The sequence below is a fragment of the Stenotrophomonas sp. PvP093 genome, assembly GCF_017876915.1.
Classification (GTDB): Bacteria; Pseudomonadota; Gammaproteobacteria; order Xanthomonadales; family Xanthomonadaceae; genus Stenotrophomonas; species Stenotrophomonas muris.
Window position 1 is genome coordinate 1,979,228 of record NZ_JAGIOX010000004.1, and the last position, 21,637, is coordinate 2,000,864.

At 67.0% G+C, this 21,637-nt stretch carries 19 protein-coding genes; 12 read left to right on the top strand and 7 right to left on the bottom strand.

Translation table 11 applies throughout. From position 1 onward, the window contains the following. Positions 1-16 precede the first annotated feature (16 nt). Positions 17-859, top strand: coding sequence for an OmpA family protein (locus J3A72_RS11655; RefSeq protein WP_075077100.1), 843 nt, complete (start codon positions 17-19; stop codon positions 857-859). A gap of 148 nt (positions 860-1,007) precedes the next feature. Then, a complete protein-coding gene (locus tag J3A72_RS11660) occupies positions 1,008-1,271 on the top strand; it encodes a hypothetical protein (protein ID WP_230374615.1) in 264 nt (87 codons plus the stop codon). Between the two features lie 80 nt (positions 1,272-1,351). Here the strand turns inward: J3A72_RS11660 and J3A72_RS11665 are convergent, their stop codons facing one another. Continuing rightward, complete coding sequence (locus J3A72_RS11665) at positions 1,352-2,179, bottom strand: class I SAM-dependent methyltransferase (protein WP_209572021.1); 828 nt, start codon at positions 2,177-2,179, stop codon at positions 1,352-1,354. A gap of 63 nt (positions 2,180-2,242) precedes the next feature. Here J3A72_RS11665 and J3A72_RS11670 point away from each other — a divergent pair, with 63 nt between their 5' ends. Beyond that, positions 2,243-2,650, top strand: a complete 408-nt coding sequence (locus J3A72_RS11670) for a MerR family transcriptional regulator (protein WP_075077103.1) — start codon at positions 2,243-2,245, stop codon at positions 2,648-2,650. A 73-nt stretch (positions 2,651-2,723) separates the two neighbouring features. On the opposite strand, the gene J3A72_RS11675 is transcribed toward J3A72_RS11670, so the two are convergent. The 3 genes from J3A72_RS11675 to J3A72_RS11685 form a co-directional block, all read right to left on the bottom strand. After that, positions 2,724-3,440 carry an MgtC/SapB family protein gene (locus J3A72_RS11675; RefSeq protein WP_014647448.1) on the bottom strand — a complete coding sequence of 239 codons (717 nt, stop codon included), beginning with the start codon at positions 3,438-3,440 and terminating at the stop codon, positions 2,724-2,726. A gap of 101 nt (positions 3,441-3,541) precedes the next feature. Further along, a complete protein-coding gene (locus J3A72_RS11680; RefSeq protein WP_075077104.1) occupies positions 3,542-5,314 on the bottom strand; it encodes a chloride channel protein in 1,773 nt (590 codons plus the stop codon). Between the two features lie 62 nt (positions 5,315-5,376). Further along, complete coding sequence (locus tag J3A72_RS11685; protein ID WP_075077105.1) at positions 5,377-7,458, bottom strand: TonB-dependent siderophore receptor; 2,082 nt, start codon at positions 7,456-7,458, stop codon at positions 5,377-5,379. A 131-nt stretch (positions 7,459-7,589) separates the two neighbouring features. On the opposite strand from J3A72_RS11685, the gene J3A72_RS11690 reads away from it, so the two are divergent. Next, complete coding sequence (locus J3A72_RS11690; RefSeq protein ID WP_046431082.1) at positions 7,590-8,510, top strand: M14 family metallocarboxypeptidase; 921 nt, start codon at positions 7,590-7,592, stop codon at positions 8,508-8,510. A gap of 87 nt (positions 8,511-8,597) precedes the next feature. On the opposite strand, the gene J3A72_RS11695 is transcribed toward J3A72_RS11690, so the two are convergent. After that, positions 8,598-9,449, bottom strand: a complete 852-nt coding sequence (locus tag J3A72_RS11695; RefSeq protein WP_075077106.1) for a LysR family transcriptional regulator — start codon at positions 9,447-9,449, stop codon at positions 8,598-8,600. 162 nt (positions 9,450-9,611) lie between these two features. On the opposite strand from J3A72_RS11695, the gene J3A72_RS11700 reads away from it, so the two are divergent. The 4 genes from J3A72_RS11700 (at position 9,612) to betT (ending at position 12,929) form a co-directional block, all read left to right on the top strand. Next, entirely contained in the window at positions 9,612-9,965 is a 354-nt protein-coding gene (locus tag J3A72_RS11700; protein ID WP_010485170.1) for an SMR family transporter, read from the top strand. Further along, the gene (locus J3A72_RS11705; RefSeq protein ID WP_014647443.1) at positions 9,965-10,288 is read left to right on the top strand and encodes an SMR family transporter; all 324 of its coding nucleotides are present in this window, start codon (positions 9,965-9,967) and stop codon (positions 10,286-10,288) included. Before J3A72_RS11700 ends, J3A72_RS11705 begins: the two co-directional genes overlap by 1 nt. Positions 10,289-10,385: 97 nt before the next feature. Next, a complete protein-coding gene (locus J3A72_RS11710; protein ID WP_046431075.1) occupies positions 10,386-10,766 on the top strand; it encodes a VOC family protein in 381 nt (126 codons plus the stop codon). A gap of 183 nt (positions 10,767-10,949) precedes the next feature. Continuing rightward, the gene (betT, locus tag J3A72_RS11715) at positions 10,950-12,929 is read left to right on the top strand and encodes a choline BCCT transporter BetT (protein ID WP_014647441.1); all 1,980 of its coding nucleotides are present in this window, start codon (positions 10,950-10,952) and stop codon (positions 12,927-12,929) included. Positions 12,930-13,039: 110 nt separating this feature from the next. Here the strand turns inward: betT and J3A72_RS11720 are convergent, their stop codons facing one another. Together J3A72_RS11720 and J3A72_RS11725 are read right to left on the bottom strand one after the other, a co-directional pair. Beyond that, a complete protein-coding gene (locus J3A72_RS11720) occupies positions 13,040-15,667 on the bottom strand; it encodes a TonB-dependent receptor (RefSeq protein WP_075077107.1) in 2,628 nt (875 codons plus the stop codon). Positions 15,668-15,868: 201 nt separating this feature from the next. Then, positions 15,869-16,846 (bottom strand): zinc-binding dehydrogenase, encoded by a 978-nt coding sequence (locus J3A72_RS11725; protein ID WP_075077108.1) that lies wholly within the window; start codon positions 16,844-16,846, stop codon positions 15,869-15,871. Positions 16,847-17,279: 433 nt separating this feature from the next. On the opposite strand from J3A72_RS11725, the gene J3A72_RS11730 reads away from it, so the two are divergent. The 4 genes from J3A72_RS11730 (at position 17,280) to J3A72_RS11745 (ending at position 21,585) form a co-directional block, all read left to right on the top strand. Further along, positions 17,280-19,643, top strand: a complete 2,364-nt coding sequence (locus J3A72_RS11730; RefSeq protein WP_069116481.1) for a ribonucleoside-diphosphate reductase subunit alpha — start codon at positions 17,280-17,282, stop codon at positions 19,641-19,643. A gap of 110 nt (positions 19,644-19,753) precedes the next feature. After that, the gene (locus J3A72_RS11735; RefSeq protein WP_075077109.1) at positions 19,754-20,794 is read left to right on the top strand and encodes a ribonucleotide-diphosphate reductase subunit beta; all 1,041 of its coding nucleotides are present in this window, start codon (positions 19,754-19,756) and stop codon (positions 20,792-20,794) included. 13 nt (positions 20,795-20,807) lie between these two features. Further along, positions 20,808-21,287, top strand: coding sequence for a flavodoxin (locus tag J3A72_RS11740; RefSeq protein ID WP_041864216.1), 480 nt, complete (start codon positions 20,808-20,810; stop codon positions 21,285-21,287). After that, positions 21,259-21,585: a thioredoxin family protein gene (locus J3A72_RS11745; RefSeq protein WP_075077110.1), complete on the top strand. Its 327-nt coding sequence runs from the start codon at positions 21,259-21,261 to the stop codon at positions 21,583-21,585. The genes J3A72_RS11740 and J3A72_RS11745 overlap by 29 nt, the downstream gene beginning before the upstream one ends. Positions 21,586-21,637: the final 52 nt, after the last annotated feature.

The window sequence follows — 21,637 nt, forward strand, 5'->3', positions numbered from 1 at the left end:
CTACAGGGGGAATGACATGAAACAGCATCGCATCGCCCGCGCCGGCCAACATGCCGCTACGCTGGGCCTGATCCTGGGGATGGGCCTGCTGGCCGCCTGCCGCAGCCATGCGCCGGCCACCGACGGTCCTGCCGAGGCCACCGCCGTGCAGTTCCCGGAGGCCTCCAGGGCCTCGTTGAAGGAAGGCATCTATCCGGACGTCGCCGACCTGCGCCGCTTCGCGCCGGGCATGAGCAAGCGGCAGTTGTACACGCTGCTGGGCACGCCGCATTTCAATGAAGGCATGTGGGCTGTGCGCGAGTGGAACTACCTGTTCAACTTCCGCACCGCGCAAGGTGCGGAGTACTTCACCTGCCAGTTCCAGGTCCGCTTTGACAGCAAGGGCATTGCCCAGGCGGGGTACTGGAAGCCGGAATCGTGCGCGGCCGTGCTGGAGCCGCCGCGGCCACCGGTCCCGCCGGCACCGGCACCGGCACCGCTGCCGGAACAGCCGCTGCGGCTGTCGGCCGACGCGTTGTTCGGCTTCGACAGCGCGGTGCTGAGCGCGGAAGGGCAGCAGGCGGTGCAGGGCATCCTGGCGCAGGTACGCGAAGCCGCACAGGTGCAGTCGATCAGGGTGACCGGCTATACCGACCGTATCGGCAGCGCCAGCTACAACCAGGCGCTGTCGCAGCGCCGCGCCGAGGCCGTGCGCAGCGCGCTGGTGCAGGGCGGCGTGCCTGCGGCCAGCATCAGCGCCGAAGGACGCGGCGCGGCTGAGCCGATCGTGCAGTGCGGGCAGCGCAACCGGCGCGAGCTGATTGCCTGCCTGGCGCCGAACCGGCGCGTGCAGATCGCCGGGATGGCACAGCCACGTTGACCCTCCTGCGCCGGGGCTGTGCCCCGGCATCCCGAGTCCCCCCTGACCGCCGGCAGGCGTGGCAACGTCTCCCCCGTCGTCCACGCCTGCCTGCGGCTCAGGTCTTCAAACGGTGCACGCGATGAATGCCCAATTCCTGCCACTCTCCATGAAGACGGAAGCTACGCTCAGCGTGTACGGCCAGCTCGGCAACCATGCCGTGGTGCGCATCCCGGGCCGGCACCTGCCCGGCTTGATCCTGCAGGCCGATACCGTGGCAGGGTTCCTGGCCCAGCTGCAGGAAGCCCAGGCCTGCCTGCGCAGCGGCCGCGCACAGCGCACCGACGCCGAGCTGGACATGCTGATCGACGTGCTGCAGCAGTGGTACGCCTTGATCGAATCGCGCCTGGCCGACGCCGGCGAGGCGCTGTAAAGAAAAAGGGGACGGAGGGGATTAAGTCGTTTCCTGCACACGCGGGGCAAGAACGACTTAATCCCCTCCGTCCCCCTTTCCTACGCGCGGGCGCGGACCAGCCAGCAGGCGGCATCCACGCGTACGCGGTCGCCTTCGATGAACGGCGCGAATGCAGCCAGCGCCTGGTGGCGAAGCACGGCGGCACGGGCTTCCGGCATTGAGCGCAGGGCCAGCCCCAACGGGCCCAGCTGGCCGACATAGGTGGGCAGGTCTTCGCGGGCGATCGAGCAGGGCAGGTCTACCGCAACCACCTCCACATCCTTCCAACCAGCGGCCCGCACAAGCCGCTGTACCTGCCCGCCGTCGGCAAAGGCGAACTGTCCCGGCGCGCCGGGTACCCGGGGCGGCAGATCCAGTGCATCGCCGATGGCGCGCTCGGCCGTGGTCATGAATGGATTCTCGTCGGCACTGCGCCAGGCGATGAAGCGCAGCCCAGCGCCGGGTGTCGCGGCACGATGCAGGTTGGCGAACGCGGCCTGGCTGTCCTCGAAGAACATCACGCCCAGCCGCGACTGGATCCAGTCGAAGTGCGCGGACGGCAGAGGATGGCGCTGCGCGTTTGCCACGATGAAGTCCGCGTCCAGTCCCGCAGCCTCGGCGCGCTGGCGGGCCAGCGCCAGCATCGGCGCGGAGATGTCCAGGCCGGTGCTGTGTGTCGCTGGGCGTGCGGCGGCTGATGCCAGCAGGCTGGCACCGGTACCGCAGCCTACATCCAGCAGTTGCGTGACGGTCTCCGGAAGTTCGGCCACCAGCAGGTCGGCCATGGGCTGGAACAGGCTATCGAGAATGGCCTGCTGCGCAACCCAGACCTGGCCGCCAGGACCGTTCCACAGGGCGCTCTGATCAACGGGGGGTGTACGGGTCATGGTCTTGTCTTGCAGGGAAGTCGCCCATAGGGTGGCGCTTGAAGGTCACTTGAGGTCAAGCCCGTGCATGAACTGGATATCGGCGAAGTGGTCAAGCGCAGTGGCGTGCCGGCCTCGACCCTGCGTTACTACGAACAGCTTGGGCTGCTGCAGGCAGTGGGCCGTCGCGGCCTGCGCCGGCAGTACGACGAGCAGGTGCTGGAGCGGCTGGCACTGATCGGCCTGGGCCAGGCAGCCGGGCTGTCGCTGCGGCAGATCGGCGCATCGCTGCCGCCGCAGCGCGGATGCCTTACGCTGGATCGTGAGGCCCTGCTGGCGCAGGCTGATGTGCTGCAGCGGCAGATCATCCAGCTGCAACGGGTACGCCGGCACCTGCAACGTGCGGCGGCCTGCCCGCAGGCAGAGGATGCCCGGAAGTGCGGATCGTTCCGGAAGCTGCTGCGGGCACAGCAGCGCATGGCGGGTGGGTGAGAGAAGCGTATCCACGCATGGCGTGAATCCACTGCAGCACGACCTCGGCAGATCCACGCCCTGCGTGGATGAATCAATCGCGGGTGCTGACTTCCCACGTGGCATGCAGCACCCCCGGCACGTGCTCCATCCGTGCCAGCACCAGATCCAGCTCGTCGGCACTGACCGCGGTACTGACCAGGACCGCGATCACGTCGGTAGGCGCGTCGGCATGCTCGACCACCTGCACATCGCCCACCGGATACTGCGCGGCCTCCAGCGCATCGACCAGACGCTCGCGCACCCGCGGTACGGCTTCGGCATCCACGCTCAGGCGCACTTCGTAGGTGGCTTCGGTCGCCGCCTCGTTGATCGGGATGCGGTTGATCGCATTCACCAGCGGCCGCAGCAGCGTGTTGCCGGCGATGATCAGCACGGTCAGCAGCACGCCCTCGGCCAGCATGTCCGCGCCGGTGCAGCTGCCGACCGCCGCCGAGCACCACAGGGTGGCGGCGGTGTTCAGGCCGCGCACGTTCATCCCTTCCTTCATGATCACGCCGGCGCCGAGGAAGCCGACACCGGAGACCACGTAGGAGATCACCCGTACCGCCTCGGCGCTGCCGGCGATGCGCATGCCCAGGTCGACGAAGGCGGCGGCGCCCACTGCCACCAGCACGTTGGTGCGCAGGCCGGCGGTGCGTTGCCGGTACTGGCGCTCGGCGCCGATCAGCGTGCCCAGCACGAAGGCGGCCAGCAGGCTGACCACGGTGTCGGCGAAGGGACCGGCCTGGAAGGTCTCAATGAAGCGCATGGCCGGAGTCTACCCGGTCGAGGTGACAGTAGATCCACGCCATGCGCGGATTTCGAAAGTGTCAGAAACGACTTAATCCCCTCCGTCCCCTTTTGGCGGGGTCAGTCGGTGTCGTCGACGCGCTCGCCCATCAGTTCGCGCTGGCGCTTGTCCAGTTCCTCGGCGTAGCGCTTGCGGACGAAGGCTTCAGAGACCACGCCCAGGACCTGGCCGTCGGCGGCGACCACGGCCAGTTCATCGGCCTGGGTCTGGTCGAAGCGCTGCATCACGCTGACCACGTCCGCGGCCGGTGACAGTGACACGTCCCGGTTCTCGGCCAGCTCGCCGATCATGGTCTCCGGCTTCACGCCGTCGCCGTAGACGCGCGGAATCTGCACGATGCCTGCGTAATGGCCTTCGCTGTCGATCAGGATCACCCGGCTGCCCGAACCCAGCGGGAAGCGCTGGCGGAACGTGGCGGCATCGAGATCGGCCGGCGCGGTAGCCACGCCCTTGCGCATCAGCCGGCCGGCGTTGAGGTTCTGCACCCAGCCCACGTCGCGTGCGCTCTTGATGGTCTCGCCGCGCAGGTGCATGCGCCAGGTCGAGAACGAATAACCGAACCACTGCCGTACCAGCGTGCTGGAGACCAGCACCGCACTCATCACCACGCTGGTCAGCAGGAAGTCGTGGGTGCCTTCCAGCACCAGCATGGCCATGGTCATCGGTGCGCCGACCACGGCGGCGGCCAACGCTGCCATGCCAGCCAGCGCGGCGGACGTGGCATCGATCACCGGCACACCAGTGGCCATCGCCAGCAGGCCGGCGAACAGGGCGCCGACCAGGGTGCCCATGAACAACGAGGCGAAGAACAGGCCGCCGCGGAAACCAAACCCGAGCGAGATGCCCGAGGCCAGGCACTTCAGGGTCAGCAGGCCGCCGATCCAGATCAGCGGCAGGTGCGTGGTCAGGTCCAGGTGCAGTGCGCCATGGCCGGACGACAGCACCTGCGGGCTGGCCAGTGCCAGCGGGATCAGCAGCAGGCCGCCGACCACCGGCCGGCCCCACAGCGGCAACGGGCTGCGCTTGACCGTGCCTTCGATCGAGGCGATCAGCCGCATCACCGCGATGCCGACCATCGCGCAGCAGCAGCCAAGCAGGCCGTAGATGGCATAGTCGGCGGCGCGGACATCAATCGTCGAGGCAGCCGGCAGCAGGTAGGGCTCGATGCCGGCCTGGTCGGCCACGAATGCACCTGCCAGCGCGGCCACCGCCACCGGCGCCAGTGCGGCCGGGGTGTAGGCGCCGATGACGATCTCGAAGGCGTAGAACGCGCCGGCCAGTGGCGCCCCGAAGGCGGCCGCGATGGCACCGGCGGCACCGGCGCCGACCAGGATGCGCACGTCGTTGCGGCGCAGGCGCATCACCCGGCCCAGCTGCGAGCCGCTGCCCGCTCCCATCTGCGTATACGAAGCCTCCAGCCCGACCGAGGCGCCGCAGCCATTGGACAGCAGGGTCTGGGTCAGCACGATGAGGTTGTCGCGCATCGACATGCGCCCGCCATGCAGGGCATTGGCTTCGACCGCATCGAGCAGGGGCCGCTTGAGCCGGGTCGCGGCCAGGCTGACCAGGCCGACCAGCAGGCCACCCAGCGGCAGCACCAGCAGTGCGGTCCAGGTCAGCGCGGGCAGGGAGCTCAGGCGCATGCCGTCGTCCAGCCCGTACAGGGTGCCCTGCAGCCAGCGTGCGATGCCGGACTGCAGCAGGGTCAGGTAGCCGGCGATCAGGCCGACCAGCAGGGCAAGCGCGATGAACCACAGGTCGCTGCCGCGCAGGCGCAGGCGCAGGCCCTGGAAGGCCAGATGCAGGCGCGATGGCGAAACAGGCAGTGACATGGTGGCGGCATGATACGCCGCCACCGTGGTCGCCGCCGTCACTGCATCGGGCGGTTACCGCGTCAGAAGCGGTAGCGGCCCTGCACGTAGAAGGTGCGTGGCGCAGCCACCATGCGGCCGGCGTTGCCATCGACGTTGCGGGTGTACCAGCGCTTGTCGGTCAGGTTGTTCACGCCCAGCGCGATCTCGCTGTCGTCCAGCCCCGGCACCTGCCAGGCCACCTGCGCGTTCCACAGGCGCACGCCCGGCACGCGGCCCACGCGCGCGTCAGCGGTTTCTTCCCAGGTGTTGGCGGCATCGGAGAACTGGCCGCTCTGGTGGGTGCTGGAGACATTGAAGGTCCAGCCGGCCAGTGCGTAGCGGGCGCCGACGCTGTCGGTGTCGCGCGAGTAGAAGGGCACGTCCAGGCCGCGGTTGTCACCGGACTGCTGGATCGCCTGGGTCCAGGTGTAGTTGGCGTACAGCTCCAGCCCGGCCAGCGCACTGTCCTGGGCGAAGTGGTACTCCAGCGCGCTCTCCACGCCCTTGTGGTCGGTGGCACCAATGTTCTGGAAGGTCGGCGGGGTGATGCCCGGCACCTGCAGGATCTGGTTGTCGAAGCGCATCTTGAACACGGTCACTTCCGCGCGCAATGCACCGTCCTGCCAGCGCGCGCCCAGTTCGGCGGTCTTTGCCACTTCCGGTTTGAGCGGATTGCTGGCGGTCTGGGAATTCAGCTGGATGTTCTGCACCGGCCCGAACGAGGTGGTGTAGTTGCCGAACACAGTCAGCCGCGGCGTCAGCAGGTAGGCGATGTTGAGCGAGGGCAGGGCCTTGTCGTTGCGGCTGCTGAAGGTCGCCGTGCCACCGGCCTGGCGGCGGTCCATGTCGATCCATTCCATGCGCACGCCCGGGGTGATCCGCCACTGGCCGATCGCGATGCGGTCGTCGATGTAGAACGCATGGGCATCGGTCGCGTTGTCGAAACGGGTGGTGGCACTGGCCACGCCGGTGCGGCGGCTGACGGTGTAGCTGCGGTCGTTGCCCCGTTCGCGCAGGAAGCGGTAGCCGGCGGTGATGTCGTGCACCGTGCTGCCCCAATGCAGGCGCTGGGTATAGCGCGGCTCGATGCCAAGCACGCGGTAATCGCGCGGCTGCACGGTCAACTGGGTATTGGCCGCGTTGATCAGCGAGCTGGCGCGGCTGCTTTCGTTGTAATAGGCCAGCACCTCGAATTCGCTGTTGGCCGACAGCGTGTTGGTGTAGCCCAGGTCGATGCCGGTGCGGTGGCCCTTCCAGAAATCGGTGGAGCGGGTGTTCTGGAACGGGTCGGCCTCGTACTGGGCGCGGGTCAGGCCGCCCGGCGTCAGCGAGCGCACATCGTAGTACGACAGCTTGGCACGCAGTTCCTGCTGCGCGTCGATGGCATAGGCGAACTTCAGCGCCAGGTCGTTGAAGCGGTCATCGCTGCCCTGGCGCCAGCCACGCCCGTCCTGGCCGGAGTACAGCAGGGCCGCGCCCAGGCCGTTGTCGCCGGTGCCGCCGAGGAAAGCGTTGTACTGGGCACTGTCGCCGCCGCCATGGTCATGGGCGGTGTAGCGCACGCCGGCCTCACCGTGCAGGCCTGCCTCGGTGGGAATGGCGCGGGTGCTGAAGTTGATGATGCCGCCCACGTTCTGCGGGCCGTAGCGCACCGCGCCGCCGCCGCGCACCACGTCGATCGATTCGATGTTGGACAGGCTGGTCGGTGCGAACGACAGCTGCGGCTGGCCATACGGCGCTACCGCCAGCGGCACGCCGTCCAGCAGTACGGTCGAGCGTGGCGAGTAGCGCCCGGTCAGGCCGCGCACGCCGATGTTCAGCGAGACCGAGCTGCCGGCCGTACCGGAGTTGTCGGTGACCTGCACGCCGGGGATGCGGCGCATGGCATCGCCGATGCTGGCCGCGCCGCTGGCCTCGATGCGCTGGCGGTCGACCACCGTGCGCGCGCCGGCGAAGCGCTTCACGCTGTCATGCAGGCCGGTACCCAGCCAGCTGCCAGAGACCTGGATGCTGTCGAGCGTGGTAGCGCCGTCCTGGGCGAAGACGCTGGCGGCCGGAAGCAGGCACAGGGTGAGGGCGGCGGCCAGGGGCAGGCGGGCCGGTTGCAGGGCGTGGATGGGCATCGGTGCAGGCTGTGGAAGGTCGTAAATGAGAATTATTGCTGATTCCATTCGCCAATGGAATGCGCGTCGGGTTCATGCCGTTGCCCCGGTGGTAGAGTGGGCGATTGCTTCCTGACTCGCCGAGATCCGCCATGTCCCAAGCCGCCTTCTACCCCGTCGGAACCCCTGGCCAGCCGTGGGGAGCGGCGGAACGGGAGCTGTGGCGTGGTCGCCAGCAGCGCCTGCGTCGCTATGACCAGGAGGTGCTGCCGCGCATCGAAGCGCTGGCCTCGCGTTTCGACAAGGTGGCCTATGGCCAGCTCGACTACGCTGGCGAGACCTATACGTTGTTCGCCCTGCGCAGCCGCGACTGGAACCCGGCGCTGCCCGCCGCGCTGGTTACCGGTGGCGTGCACGGCTATGAGACCAGTGGCGTGATGGGCGCGCTGGAGTTCCTCGAAAAGCACGCCGCCGACTATGCCGGCAAGGCCAACCTGCTGGTGGCGCCGTGCGTGAATCCGTGGGGCTTCGAGCGCATCAACCGCTGGAACTTCGATGCGATCGACCCGAACCGCAACTTCCGCGCCGATGGCCCGGCCCGCGAGTCGACCGCGCTGATCGAGCTGGTTGCACCGATCAAGGGCCAGTTCGTGCTGCACATCGACCTGCACGAGACCACCGACAGTGATGAAAGCGAGTTCCGCCCGGCGCTGGCCGCGCGTGACGGCAAGCCGTTCGAGCCGGGCCTGATTCCGGATGGCTTCTACCTGGTGGATGACAGCGAGGCCCCGCAGCCGGCCTTCCAGCAGGCGGTCATTGCCGCCGTGGAGAAGGTCACCCATATCGCCCCCGCCGACGACAAAGGCGAGATCATCGGTTCGCCGGTGATCGCCCACGGCGTGATCGAGTATCCGCTGGTGAAGCTGGGCCTGTGCGCCGGCATTACCGGCGCGAAGTACACCACCACCACCGAGGTCTACCCGGACAGCCCGCGGGCCACCCCGCAGCAGTGCAACGACGCACAGGTGGCAGCGGTGTGCGCGGCACTGGATTACGCGCTCGCCCATCGCTGACAGATAAAAAGGGGACGGAGGGGATTAAGTCGTTTGTGCCCCGGCGGTACTGGGGCACAAACGACTTAATCCCCTCCGTCCCCTTTTTCACCCCAACGCGTCGGCCCACCAGAGTGCGGCTGGGCCTGGCGGCGTGTCGCGTCGCCACAGCAGGTCGCTGTGGATGCGCCGCGGCCAGCCCGGCAGCACCAGTTCCACCAGCCGCCCACGGTCATAGCGCTGCACCAGCGCCCGCGGCAGTTCGGCCCAGCCGATGCCGTCCTCGGCCATCTCCATCACCATCAGGTAATCGGTGGCGGTCCACGCGAGGCCGGTGACCAAGCGGGTCTGATCGACTTCCGCGCTCAGGCGCACCTGCCGATGCCGTGCCAGTTGTGCGGCGGCGCGACGCCCGGCGCTGGCCAGCGGGTGTCCGCGCGCCACGTACACCGACAGTTCGCTGTGGTGCGCCAGCGGCCGCGCCACCAGCCCATCGGGATAACGCTCCTGCCTGGGCAGCAGGCCCAGCCCGGCGCGACCACTGCCGACCAGCTCCAGCACGTCCTCGCCTTCGGCATCCAGCCACTCCAGCTCGATCTCCGGGAACGCTTCGGCGAAGCGCTGCAGGATCCGCTGCTCCGGATCCAGCTGGTAGACATCGGAAAACACCACGGTCAGGCGCGGCTCGACCGGCGCGGACAGGCGCACGCTCAACTGCTGCAGGCGCGCATCGGCGGCCAGGATCTCCTCTGCGTGGCCCAGCACCTGGCGCCCGGCCTCGGTCAGCCGCGGGTAGCGCCCGCTGCGGTCGAACAGGCTCACGCCGAGGTCGGCTTCCAGGTGGGCAATGGCGGTGCTGACCGTCGACTGGGTCTTGCCCAGCCGCCGTGCCGCGGCCGAGAACGAGCCCAGCGCGGCGGCTTCCACGAAGGCCTGTAGGGATTCAGGGGAATAGGGCATTGATCCATCGCTCCTGTCGATGGAATCCATTTTGATACCGCCGTAAAAGGCGATGATACTAACCCCCGTCGCCCCTGTCTGCGAGGGGCGTTCCGGACCCTCCACGCGCGGCGTGGATCCATTGATGAGGCGGCGCGGTCCCCGTCCTGCAAGGAGTTTCACATGTCCCGTACTGTTCCCGCCCGTGGCGCGCTGGTCGCCTGGGCCTGCCTGACCGTGGCGATCGTCGCCGAAGTGGTCGGCACCTCGTTCATGGCCCACGCCGCCCGCGATGGCGGCTGGACCGGTTATCTGATCATGGCCGGTGCGCTGGCGCTGTCCTACTTCTTCCTGGCGCAGTCGGTGCGTCGCATCGCGGTGGGCGTGGCCTACGCGGTGTGGGAAGGCCTGGGCCTGACCCTGCTGACCGTGGTCGGCCTCACCGTGTTCGGCGAGAGCCTGTCACTGCAGCAGCTGGCCGGCCTGGTGCTGGCGGTGGTGGGCATCGTCTGCGTCACCCTCGGGGAGGCACACTGATGAATACCCTGGCTCTGTTTTTCGTGATCTGTTCGGCGCTGATCGATGTCGCCGCGAACATGATGGTGGCCAAGTCGGAAGGCTTCCGCCGCTGGCGCTGGGGTGTCGCCGCGATCGTCATGGTCTGGATCGCCTTCGCCCTGCTGGGCCAGGCGGTGCGTTACATGGACCTGGCCACCGCCTATGCGATGTGGGGTGCGATCGGCGTGATCGGAACTGCCACCTGCGGACGCCTGTTGTTCGGCAACCGCCTGCGTCCGATCGGTTGGATCGGCATCGGTCTGGTCACTGCGGCGGTGCTGCTGCTCAGCACCGCCAAGTAGCAACGGGTCTTTTCGCGGGCGTGGCGGCACCGGTGCGGGCGATTTGCGAAGTCGCCCGCGCTCGCCGACACTGCGGCTTTCCACAAGGAGTGCCCGCATGTTCAGCCACATCACCGTTGGAACGAACGACATGGACGTCGCGCATCGCTTCTACGATGCCCTGTTCGCCGCGATGGGGGCACGTCCGGGTGTGTTCGACGAAAAGGGTCGGCTGCTGTACTTCAAGGATGGGCGGATGTTCGGCGTGACCGCGCCGATCGATGGGCAGCCAGCGTGCCATGCCAACGGCGGCACCATCGGTTTCAGTCTGGGCAGTGCAGAGGCCGTGCGTGCCTGGCAGGAAGCTGGCGTGGCTCACGGTGGTACCGCAATCGAAGATCCGCCCGGCGTCCGCAACATGTCCGGTCGGCAGGTGTTTCTGGCCTATCTGCGTGACCCGGATGGCAACAAGCTGTGTGCGGTGCATGTAATGTCGTGATCGGACAGGATGCGCGTGGCCGCGCCGCGGCCCGCGCGGGCAAGGTTGCGCTCCGGCGCGCGCGTGATAACACGGAATGGTGGGCGGGGCCTGTGACCACAGGCCGCAACTTCATGCTCTGTCCACTGCGGTTCAGCCAGAATCGGTCGGCTAACCCTTTGATCTACCGGAGAACGCCGCCCCATGGATGTACTGGAGCCGCAACAATCCCCGGTGCGCACCCTTCGGCCTGTGTTCGCCTTCGCGGCGATCGTTGTCGTGGCGTTCGCGCTGTTCGTCAGCCTGTTTCCGCTCGGTGCGGGCCGCCTGCTGGTCAAGGCGCAGGACTGGGCCGCACTCAATGTCGGCTGGTACTACCTGCTGGCGATGACCCTGTACCTGGTGTTCGTGGTCGGTGTGGCGCTGTCCAAGTATGGTGGCATCAAGCTCGGCGCCGACCATGATGAGCCGGAGTTCAGCTATCTTTCCTGGGCCGGCATGCTGTTCGCCGCCGGCATCAGCATCACCCTGTTCTTCTTCTGCGTCTCCGAACCGCTGACCCACTACCTGCAGCCGCCGCAGGGCGATCCGGCCGCAGGCGAGGCCGGGGCGCGCCAGGCCATGCAGCTGCTCTTCCTGCACTGGGGCCTGCATGGCTGGGGCGTGTTCGCACTCGCAGCGATGGCGATGGCCTACTTCGCCTATCGCCACAATCTGCCGCTGGCGCTGCGCTCGGCGCTGTATCCGCTGATCGGCAAGCGCATCAACGGGCCGATCGGCTACACCGTGGACGCGCTGGGCATTGTCGCCACCGTATTCGGCATCGGCGCCGACATGGGCTTCGGCGTGCTGCACCTCAACGCGGGCCTGTCGCACCTGTTCAACATCCCGCACTCCAACCTGGTGCAGATCATCCTGGTGGTCAGCATGATGGGCGCGGCGGTGGCCGTCGCGGTTTCAGGCGTGGAGAAGGGCGTGCGCTGGATGGCCAACATCAACATGCTGCTGGCGATCGCGCTGGTGCTGTTCATGCTGTGCGCCGGCCCCACCCAGTACCTGCTGAGTACGCTGATGCAGAACCTGGGCGACTACCTGGGCAGCGTGGTCGGCAAGAGTTTCGATGTGTACGCCTATGGCGGCCGGCCGGAATGGCTGGGCGGTTGGACGGTGTTCTACTGGGCCTGGTGGATCGGCTGGGCGCCGTTCGTCGGCCTGTTCATCGCGCGCATCTCGCGTGGCCGCACCATCCGCGAATTCGTGTTCGGCGTGCTGCTGATCCCGCTGGGCTTCACCCTGGCCTGGCTGTCGATCTTCGGCAACAGCGCGCTGGACCAGGTGCTGCACCACGGCCAGCAGCAGCTGGCGCAGCTGGCGGTGGATGACCCACCGACCGTGCTGTATGCACTGCTGGATGGCTACCCGTGGAGCCGCACGGTGATCGCGGTGACCGTGCTGGTCAGCTTCATCTTCTTCGTGACGTCGGCTGATTCGGGGGCGGTGGTGTTGTCCACGCTGTCCTCGCACGGCGGCGCGCCGGAGGATGATGGTCCGCGCTGGCTGCGCGTGTTCTGGGGCACGGTGATCGCGGTGCTGACCGCCGGGCTGCTGCTGGCCGGCAGCATCGATGCACTGAAATCGGCGGTGGTATTGGCCTCGCTGCCGTTCTCGGCGGTGCTGCTGCTGATGATGTGGGGCCTGACCCGCGCCTTCAGTGACGAATCGCACCGCAAGCGCGCGCTGCAGTACCGGCCCTCGCCGCTGATCGGTGACGATCGCCACCATCAGGGCTGGCGCCAGCGCCTGAGCCAGGCCATGCACTTCCCGGTGCGCGACCAGGTCTACCGCTTCATGGATGACACGGTGAAGCCGGCGATGGAAGCGGTGGCCGAACAGCTGCGCGGGCAGGGCTGGGACGTGGCCACGCGCTTCGAGGCCGGCGACATGGAGCTGACGGTGAACCATGGCGAGCAGCAGGATTTCCTGTACCGGGTGATCCTGAGTGGCTACCTGACCCCGTCGTTCGCCGCGCAGCAGCTGCGCAACCAGCGCTACTACCGCGCGGAAGTGCATCTGTTCGAAGGCAGCCAGGACTACGACCTGGTCGGCTACAGCCGCAAGCAGATCATCAACGACATCATCAGCCAGTACGAACGGCACCTGCAGTTCCTGCACCTGAGCCGGTGATGCGGTGGGTGCGGACCGTTGGTCCGCACACCCCTGCAGAGCCGAGCCCATGCTCGGCTTCCTGTTGCCGAAGAGCAGCCGAGCACGGGCTCGGCTCTACAGGTGGCGCATCAGAACCGGTAGCGCGCGCCCAGCGAAACGAACTGCCCGCGCAGGTTGTACTGGCTGATGTCGAAACCGTTGGAGCCGCCGGCCGGGTCGAACGGCGGGTCCTTGTCGGTCAGGTTCAGCACCGACAGCGACAGCGTGGTGTTGGGAATGCCTTCGTACGCCACGTACAGGTCCAGCTGGTGATACGGCTTGACGCGGTCGCGCAGGCCCGGATTGCTGGTGGCCGTCGCCACGCGCTGGTCGTAGCCGCTCACGTACTGCAGGCTCAGCGTGCTGCTCCAGTCGCCCACCGCCCAGTTCAGCGAGGTGGTGCCGCGCGTACGCGGCAACGCGCCGTGGCGATTGTTGCCAGCCCCCTCATACGGCGCCTGACCGGCTACCAGCGGTTGCTTGAAGCTCAGCAGGTGGGTCCAGCTGCCGGCCACGGTGAAGTTGCCCCAGCCCTCGGTGCGGAAGGTGTGGTTGGCGTCCAGGTCCAGCCCGGAGGTGGTCAGTTCGCCCTGGTTGGCGTACTGGTTGGTGATGAACTGGATGCGCCCCTGCGCATCACGCTGTACACGCCCGGGGAACAGCGTCGGGTTGTCGACGATGAACTGCGCGCTGTCCGGCTTGACCAGGTTGTCCTGCTGGATGCGGTACCAGTCCAGGCCGATGCTGGTATCGCCATCCGGCGACCACACCGCGCCCACGTTGAAGTTGCGCGAGCGTTCGGCCTTCAGGTCCGGGTTGCCGGTGCGGATGTTGGTCACGCCACGGCTGCCACCGGGCTGCAGCGGATCCAGCGGATCGATCACCGAGCCGTAGCTGACGGTCTGGCCTGGCGCGATTTCCGGCAGCGAGGGGGCGCGGAAGCCGCGCGAGAACGAACCGCGCAGCAGCAGGCTGTCCAACGGCTGCCAGCGCAGCGCCAGCTTCGGCGAGAACGCCTTGCCGAAATCATCGTAGTGGTCGCCGCGACCAGCCACCTGCAGCTCAAGCGTGCGGTGCAGCGGCACGCTCAATTCGGCGTAGGCGGCGCTGACCTGGCGCTCGCCGTTGACCACGTTGATGGCCGGGCGCAGTTCGGTGCCCGACAGCACCTGTGCACTGGTGCGCGCATCCAGTGACTCCTTGCGGAACTCGGCACCCCAGGCGAAGCCGACCGCACCGGCCGGGAGGTCCCACAGCGAGGTCGAGGCCTTGACGTTCAACGCGTGCAGCTTGTACCAGCCTGGCCGCTTGGTCTGCAGGCGCAGTGCATCCAACGCGCCCGGCGTGGCGGACGGATTGAGGAAGTTGTAGCTGCCATCGCGCAGGATCTGTTCGAACGCGTAGCGGTTGACGAAATTGTCGACGTACTCGCGCTGCGCGCTCTGCGAGGTCAGCGCCGCCGCTTCCCAGTCCCAGCGCTCGCCACTGCCACGCACGCCGGCCAGGGCACGGTAGAACACCTGGGTGTTGTCCTTCAGGCGCGGGCCGAGGTCGAAGAAGGTGTACTCGAACGGAAGCGGCGTGCTGCCCGGGTTGTTCGGGTGGCCCACCGGCAGCACCGCCGGCACGTCGATAAGCGTGCCGGTGGCCGGGTTGTAGGCACGAAGGCCAGGGCCAACGGTGAGCGGCGCGCTGAAGATCTGGTCGGCCTTGTTGTGGCTGTACAGCACATCGGCGAAGGCTTCGACGCTGTCGTTGAAGCGGTAGGTCGCGCTCAACGACGCCTGCAGGCGCTCGGCGCCGGGCTGCAGGGTCTTGAACGGCTGCGCGTTGAAGGCGCAGGCCTGGCCGGGCAGGGTGCTGCCGAAATCGCTGTAGGGGCGCAGCTGGCTGCCCTCGGGGCAACTGGCGAACGGTTGCGGCGCGCGCGGGTTGGACAGCCAGTTGCCACCGGCAGTGGACCAGCCGGCCAGGCGACCGCCGGGCTTGTCGCGGAAATCGCCGCTGCGGGTGTAGGCACGCTGGTCGGCGTCGAGGCGATCACGCTTGAGCAGGTCCAGCCCGAACAGCACGTTCCAGCCCTGCTGTTCGAGGTCACCGAAGCCGGCCAGCAGGATGGCCTTGCGTTCGTCCAGGCCGCCCTGGGTGGCGGTACCGAAGCCGCCGCCGACTTCCACGCCCTGGAAGTTCTTTCGCAGGATGATGTTGATGACGCCGGCGATGGCATCGGAACCGTACACCGCCGAGGCACCGTCCTTCAGCACTTCGATGCGTTCCACTGCGCTGATCGGCAGCGCGTTGAGGTCAACGAAGGTGTCCTGCGTGTTGAGCGCGAAGCCGAAGTTGGACACGCGATAGCCGTTGACCAGCACCAGCGTGTTCTTCGGCGACAGGCCGCGCAGGCCGATCGATGCAGAACCGGCGGCGAAGCTGCCGGTGTACTGCTCGTCGAAACTGTTGCCGGCATTGGCCGACAGGTTGCGCAGCACGTCGGTGAGGGTGGAGCGACCGGTCTGCTCGATCTGTTCGCGGCTGACGATCTGCACCGGGTTCGGCCCGGCGGTGTCGCTGCGCTTGATGTTGGAGCCGGTCACCAGCACGGTGCCCAGGGTGGTGCTGTCCTTGCCGGCATCGGCGGTTTCAGCGGCGCCGGCAGCGCCGGCGGTGAGGCCCAGCGCGATCGCGCCGGCAAGCAGGTTCAGGGTGGTGCGGTACATGGAAGCGACAACGCCGAACGGGGGAGGAGCCGTCAGTACCGCATGCAGGCAAGTACGCCTTCCAATGACGAAAGCGCATTCAGTTATACATCACAGGTTCTTAACGAACTGACTCGGTGGGTGCGGACCGTTGGTCCGCACTCCTCCTGGGGGTCAGATCCCTTTCCAGCGGAAAGGGATCTGACCCCGGTTGTCCTACCCTCAAGGCCGCAGCAGCACCTTGCCATTGCGGCCAGAACCGGCGCCCGCCTTCGCCGCCTGGGCGATGTCGTCCAGTGCGAAGATCTTCTCCACCGGCAGGGTCAGTTCGCCGCTGGCCGCACGCTTCAGCAGCTCGCCGACCAGCCGGCGCTTGTCCTCCACCGCCATCGCCTGGCTGACTTTGCTGCCCCAGAAGCCCTTCACCGTGGCCTCCTTGTAGATCAGGCCACCGGCGGGAATGCGCATCGGCTCGCCGCTCATCACCCCGAACGACACCAGGGTGCCGTGGTGGCCAAGCAGGTCGACCAGGTCACCGCTGGCGTCGCCGCCGATGGAATCCACCGCGGCCGCGGCCTGTGCTTCGCCGGTCGCTTCACGTACGCGATCCTTCCAACCCTCCACCGAGGTGTCGAACACATGATCGATGCCCAGCGCCTGCAACTGCGCGACCGCATCGGCATTGCGCACCAGGTTGGCCACATGCACGCCACGCGCCCGCGCCAGCATCGCCAGCGACTTGCCCACCGCGCCGTTGGCGGTGTTCTGCACGATCCACTGGCCTGCTTCGACGTGCAGGAATTCCAGCAGCATCAGCGCGCTCAGCGGCATGGCGATCAGCTGCGCGGCCATTTCGTCGGGGATCGCCTCGGGCATCGGAATCACCATGCGTGCCGGTGCAATGAACGCTTCGGCCCAGGTGCCATGCACCGAGGCGGCGGCCACCCGCTGGCCGATCTGCAGGCCGTCGACGCCTTCGCCGAGTGCATCGACCACGCCCAATGCTTCACTGCCACCGATCGCCGGCAGTGTCGGCTTGTAGCCGTAGAGGCCGCGCACGGTCAGCAGGTCGTGATTGTGGATCGAGGCCAGCACGGTGCGGATGCGCACCTCGCCGGGGCCGGGCTCGGGGAGGGTGGCATCGGCAATGGCGAGGACGTCGGCCGGGTTGCCGAAGGAAGGGTACTGGGCAGCGCGCATGGGCGGTGTTCCGCGGAAAGTTGATGTTGTACCGAACTGGGGACGCAGGCGCTGTCGACAAGGCGCCGCAGGTGCAACACGGCATCCTGCGACTGATCGTCGCGGCATGTCGTGATTGCCGCATCTTGTGTTGACGGTTCCGATTATCCCCACTATGTTGTGGTCGTCACTCCCGGTCAGCCGCCGCCGCCGGACACGCAGCAAACGTCCCGCGGCCCGCCCCTGAAGGCTTGCCGTGTCGACGCGGCCGCCATCGTGCGGACCCAGATCGCCCCCACGGCCCGGATACCGGCCGCAGGCGCAGGCTGTTGCCGACGATCTGGTGTTCCCGCGCTTTGGCATCCCACCCCGACCGCCCCGTGCGCCGGTATCGCGTGCAGGGCCGCCATGGCATCGACCGCCAACGCGCGTGCGAGCCTGGAGCTTCACCACCATGACCGACAGTACCTTCCGCGTGGCCGATCTGGCCGGCGCTGGCGACGCCTTACGCGCCGGTGGCGAGCGCGTGCCGACCTGGATCACCAAGGAGGCCGGCAACCGCCGCCTGCCATTCGACGCCGAGCGCCTGCAGCGCAGCATCGATGCGGTGCACGCCGAGTTCCCGCAGCTGGATGTGAGCGACTACCGCCGCGTGGTGCAGGCAATGGTCGAGCGCAAGCCCAGCATCAGCGCCGATGACCTTGTCGATCTGCTGATCCGCGAGGCCGAATCGCGCGTGGACCTGGTCGCGCCGGAGTGGGAGCAGTTTGCCGCGCGCATCTACCTGCGCCGCCTGTACAAGCGTGCCAGCCGCAACCGCTTCTACGATGTCGGCCTGAAGTACGGATCCTACGTGGGCCTGCAGGAAAGCCTGGCTGACCGCGGCATCTACAGCAACGACATCCTGCGCTGCTACTCGAAGGAAGAACTGCAGCAGGCCGGCGGTATGATCGACCCGGAACGCGACCGCCTGTTCGCCTACAACGGCCTGTACCTGCTGGCCACGCGCTATCTGGCCAGCGACCGCAGCCGCGAGGTCTATGAGCTGCCGCAGGAGCGTTGGCTGACCATCGCGCTGTACCTCATGCAGGAAGAAAAGCCGCGCGAGCGGCGCATGCAGCTGGTCGGCGAGGCGTACTGGGCGCTGTCCAACCTGTACATGACGGTGGCCACGCCGACCCTGGCCAACGCCGGCAAGGTCGGGGGGCAACTGTCCAGCTGCTTCATCGACACGGTGGACGACAGCCTGCAGGGCATCTATGACTCCAATACCGACATCGCCCGCGTGTCCAAGCACGGCGGCGGCGTGGGTGCCTATCTGGGCTATGTGCGCAGCAGCGGCGCGCCGATACGGGGCGTGCCCAATTCCTCCGGCGGCGTGGTGCCGTGGATCAAGCAGCTCAACAACACCGCAGTTTCGGTCGACCAGCTTGGCCAGCGCAAGGGCGCGGTGGCGGTGTACCTGGACATCTGGCACCGCGACATCGAAGCCTTCATGGACCTGCGCCTCAACAACGGCGACCAGCGCCTGCGCGCGCATGATGTGTTCACCTCGGTGTGCGTGCCGGACCTGTTCATGGAAGCAGTCGAACGCCGTGCCGACTGGTACCTGTTCGACCCGCACGAGGTGAAGCAGGCCAAGGGCTGGTACCTGCAGGACTTCTACGACGAGAAGCGCGGCGCGGGCAGCTTCCGCGACCGCTACGCCGAACTGGTGGCCGACGAGCGCATCAGCCGGCGCACGGTGAAGGCGATCGATCTGTTCAAGCGGATCATGCTCAGCCAGCTGGAGACCGGCAACCCGTTCCTGTTCTACCGCGACGAGGTCAACCGCCGTAACCCGAACAAGCACGCCGGCATGATCTATTCCAGCAACCTGTGCACCGAGATCCTGCAGAACATGAGCCCGACGCGGATGATCCAGGAGATCGTCAGCGGCGACCAGATCGTCACCACACGCCGCGCCGGCGACTTCGTGGTCTGCAACCTGTCTTCGATCAACCTCGGCCGCGCGATCCATGCGCCGGATGACCTGCTGGCCACCGATGTGCTGGAGCGCCTGATCCCGATCCAGGTGCGCATGCTGGACAACGTGATCGACCTCAACGCACTGCCGGTGCCGCAGGCCACGATCACCAACCGCAAGTACCGCGCCATCGGACTGGGCACGTTCGGTTGGCACCACCTGCTGGCGCAGCAGGCGATCCAGTGGGATTCACCGGATGCCGAACAGCTGGCCGACCGCCTGTATGAGCGCATCAATTTCCTGACCATCCAGGCCAGCGCGCAACTGGCGAAGGAAAAGGGCAGCTATCCGATGTTCACCGGCAGCGATTGGCACAACGGGCGTTACTTCCGTGATCGCGACTACACTGGCGCCGCATGGGACAGCCTGGCGCGCGAGGTCGCCACGCACGGCCTGCGCAACGGCTGGCTGCTGGCGGTGGCGCCGAACATGAGCACCGCGCAGATTGCCGGCTCCACCGCGTCGATCGACCCGATCTACAGCGCGTTCTACTACGAGGAAAAAAAGGACTTCCGGCGGCCGGTGGCAGCGCCGGGCCTGTCGCTGGAAACCTGGCCGTACTACGAGAAGGGGGCCTACAAGGTCGACCAGTTCGCCAGCGTGCGCCAGAACGCGCGTCGCCAGCGCCATGTTGATCAGTCGATCAGCTTCAACCTGTACGTGCCCAGCACGATCCGCGCCAGCACCCTGCTGGAGCTGCACCTGAGCGCCTGGCGCGAGGGCCTGAAGACCACCTACTACGTGCGCTCCAACGACATCGACATCAGCGAATGCGAGTGGTGCGCCAGCTGACCGCTGCGGCCCCTGTAGCGCCGAGCCCACGCTCGGCTCCGACGCGAAGAGCAGCCGAGCATGGGCTCGGCTCTACATCTGCAACGCACGTAATACGAAGGTAGACGACCATGGCAACCCCCCTCGACCGCATCAAGATCCTCGAACCGCGCCATTCCAACCGCAGCACCGGCATCATCAACGGCCGCACCAGCGGGATACTGAACTGGAATGACATCCCGTACCCGTCGTTCTATCGGGCCTACAAGGAGCTGTCGACCAACTTCTGGATCCCCGACGAGGTCGACATGAAGGCCGATGCGCGCCAGTACGGCGAGCTGTCCGGGCGCGAAAAGAACGCCTACGACTCGATCATCGGCCTGCTGGCCACGCTCGACTCACCGCAGACGCGCTTCATCTACAACGTGGCCGAGTACATCACCGACCCGGCCGCGCATGCCAATGCCGCGATCATCGGCCAGCAGGAAGTGATCCACAACGAGAGTTACAGCTATGTGCTGGCCTCGATCACCGACCTGCCGAACCAGAACCGCGTATTTGAACTGGCGCGCACCCATCCGACCATCATCAAGCGCAACGCGCCGATCATGGGCGCGTATGACGACTTCATGCGCGAGAAGACCGCCGAGACCCTGTTGAAGTCGTTGATCCAGTCCTCGATCCTGGAGGGCATCAACTTCTATTCCGGATTTGCGTACTTCTACAACATGGTGCGGCAGAACCGCATGACCGGCACCGGCAAGATCATCAGTTTCATCAACCGCGACGAACTGGCCCATACCAAGTTCATCAGCGAGCTGATCCGCGCCATCATCGGCGAGAACCCGGAGCTGCAGACCAACGAGCTGACCGCCTATGTGCACCAGGCGTTCGAGCACGCCATCGAACTGGAAACCCAGTGGTCATCGGAAGTACTGGACGGCATCGATGGCATCGATGTGGAGGAAATGACGCGCTACGTGAAGTACCGCGCCAACAAGATGGCCGGCATGCTCGGCATCGAGCGCCTGTACAGCGACACCACCGACAACGTGATGCCGTGGATCAAGGCCTACGCTGACAACTTCACCGAGACCAAGACCGACTTCTTCGAGATGCGCAATGCAAGTTACAAGAAGACCAACGTCGACAACGGCTTCGACGACCTCTGAGTCCGGCACGGCGCTGAGCATCCTGCTGGTGGTGGCCTCACTGAGCGGCAACACCCGCGAGCTTGGCCGGCAGATTGCCGAGCGTTGCCGCGCTGCAGGCCATGCCGTGCACTGGCAGGAGGCCGACGACCTGCAGCAGGCGCCGTCCCTGGCGGCCGACGAGGCCGACCTGGTGCTGCTGGGCTGCTGGACCGACAACGCCGGCCGCACGCCTTCGGAGATGAAGGCATGGGTGGCTGGCATCGCCGAGCGCGGCGAGCGGCCGCGGCAGCTGGCGGTGTTCGGTACCGGCGAGACACAGTGGGGGCAGGAGTACTACTGCGGTGCTGTGCACCGGCTGATCCGCTACTTCCACAGCGACTATCCGCCGCTGGAGATCGAACAGATGCCGCATGGCGAGCGCCATGCCGCGGCCATCGAGGCTTGGACCGATGCGGTCCTGGCCCATTACTGGAGCAACAGCGATGCAGATCATCGACGCCACCACGCCTGAGCAGTTCCAGCAGCTGCTGGCCGAACACCCGCGCGTACTGGTGGACTTCCACAAGGACCAGTGCCCGGGGTGCCGGATGCTGGAGATGTCGCTGCACCGGGTGGCCAACAGCGTCGCGGGGCAGGGCACCACGCTGCTGCGCGTGCAGCTGGAGGTGCTGGGCGAGGCGTTCTTCAGGGAACTGGGGCTGCGGCAGACGCCGACGCTCTCGCTGTTCCGTGACGGGGACGAACGTACCCGCCTGGCAGGGTTCCAGTCGCCGCAGCAGATCGAGACCGCGATTGCGTTGCATCTGTAGCATGGAGATGGCGGGGTCGGAGCCCTTGCCTGCGGCAAGGGGTCCGACCCCA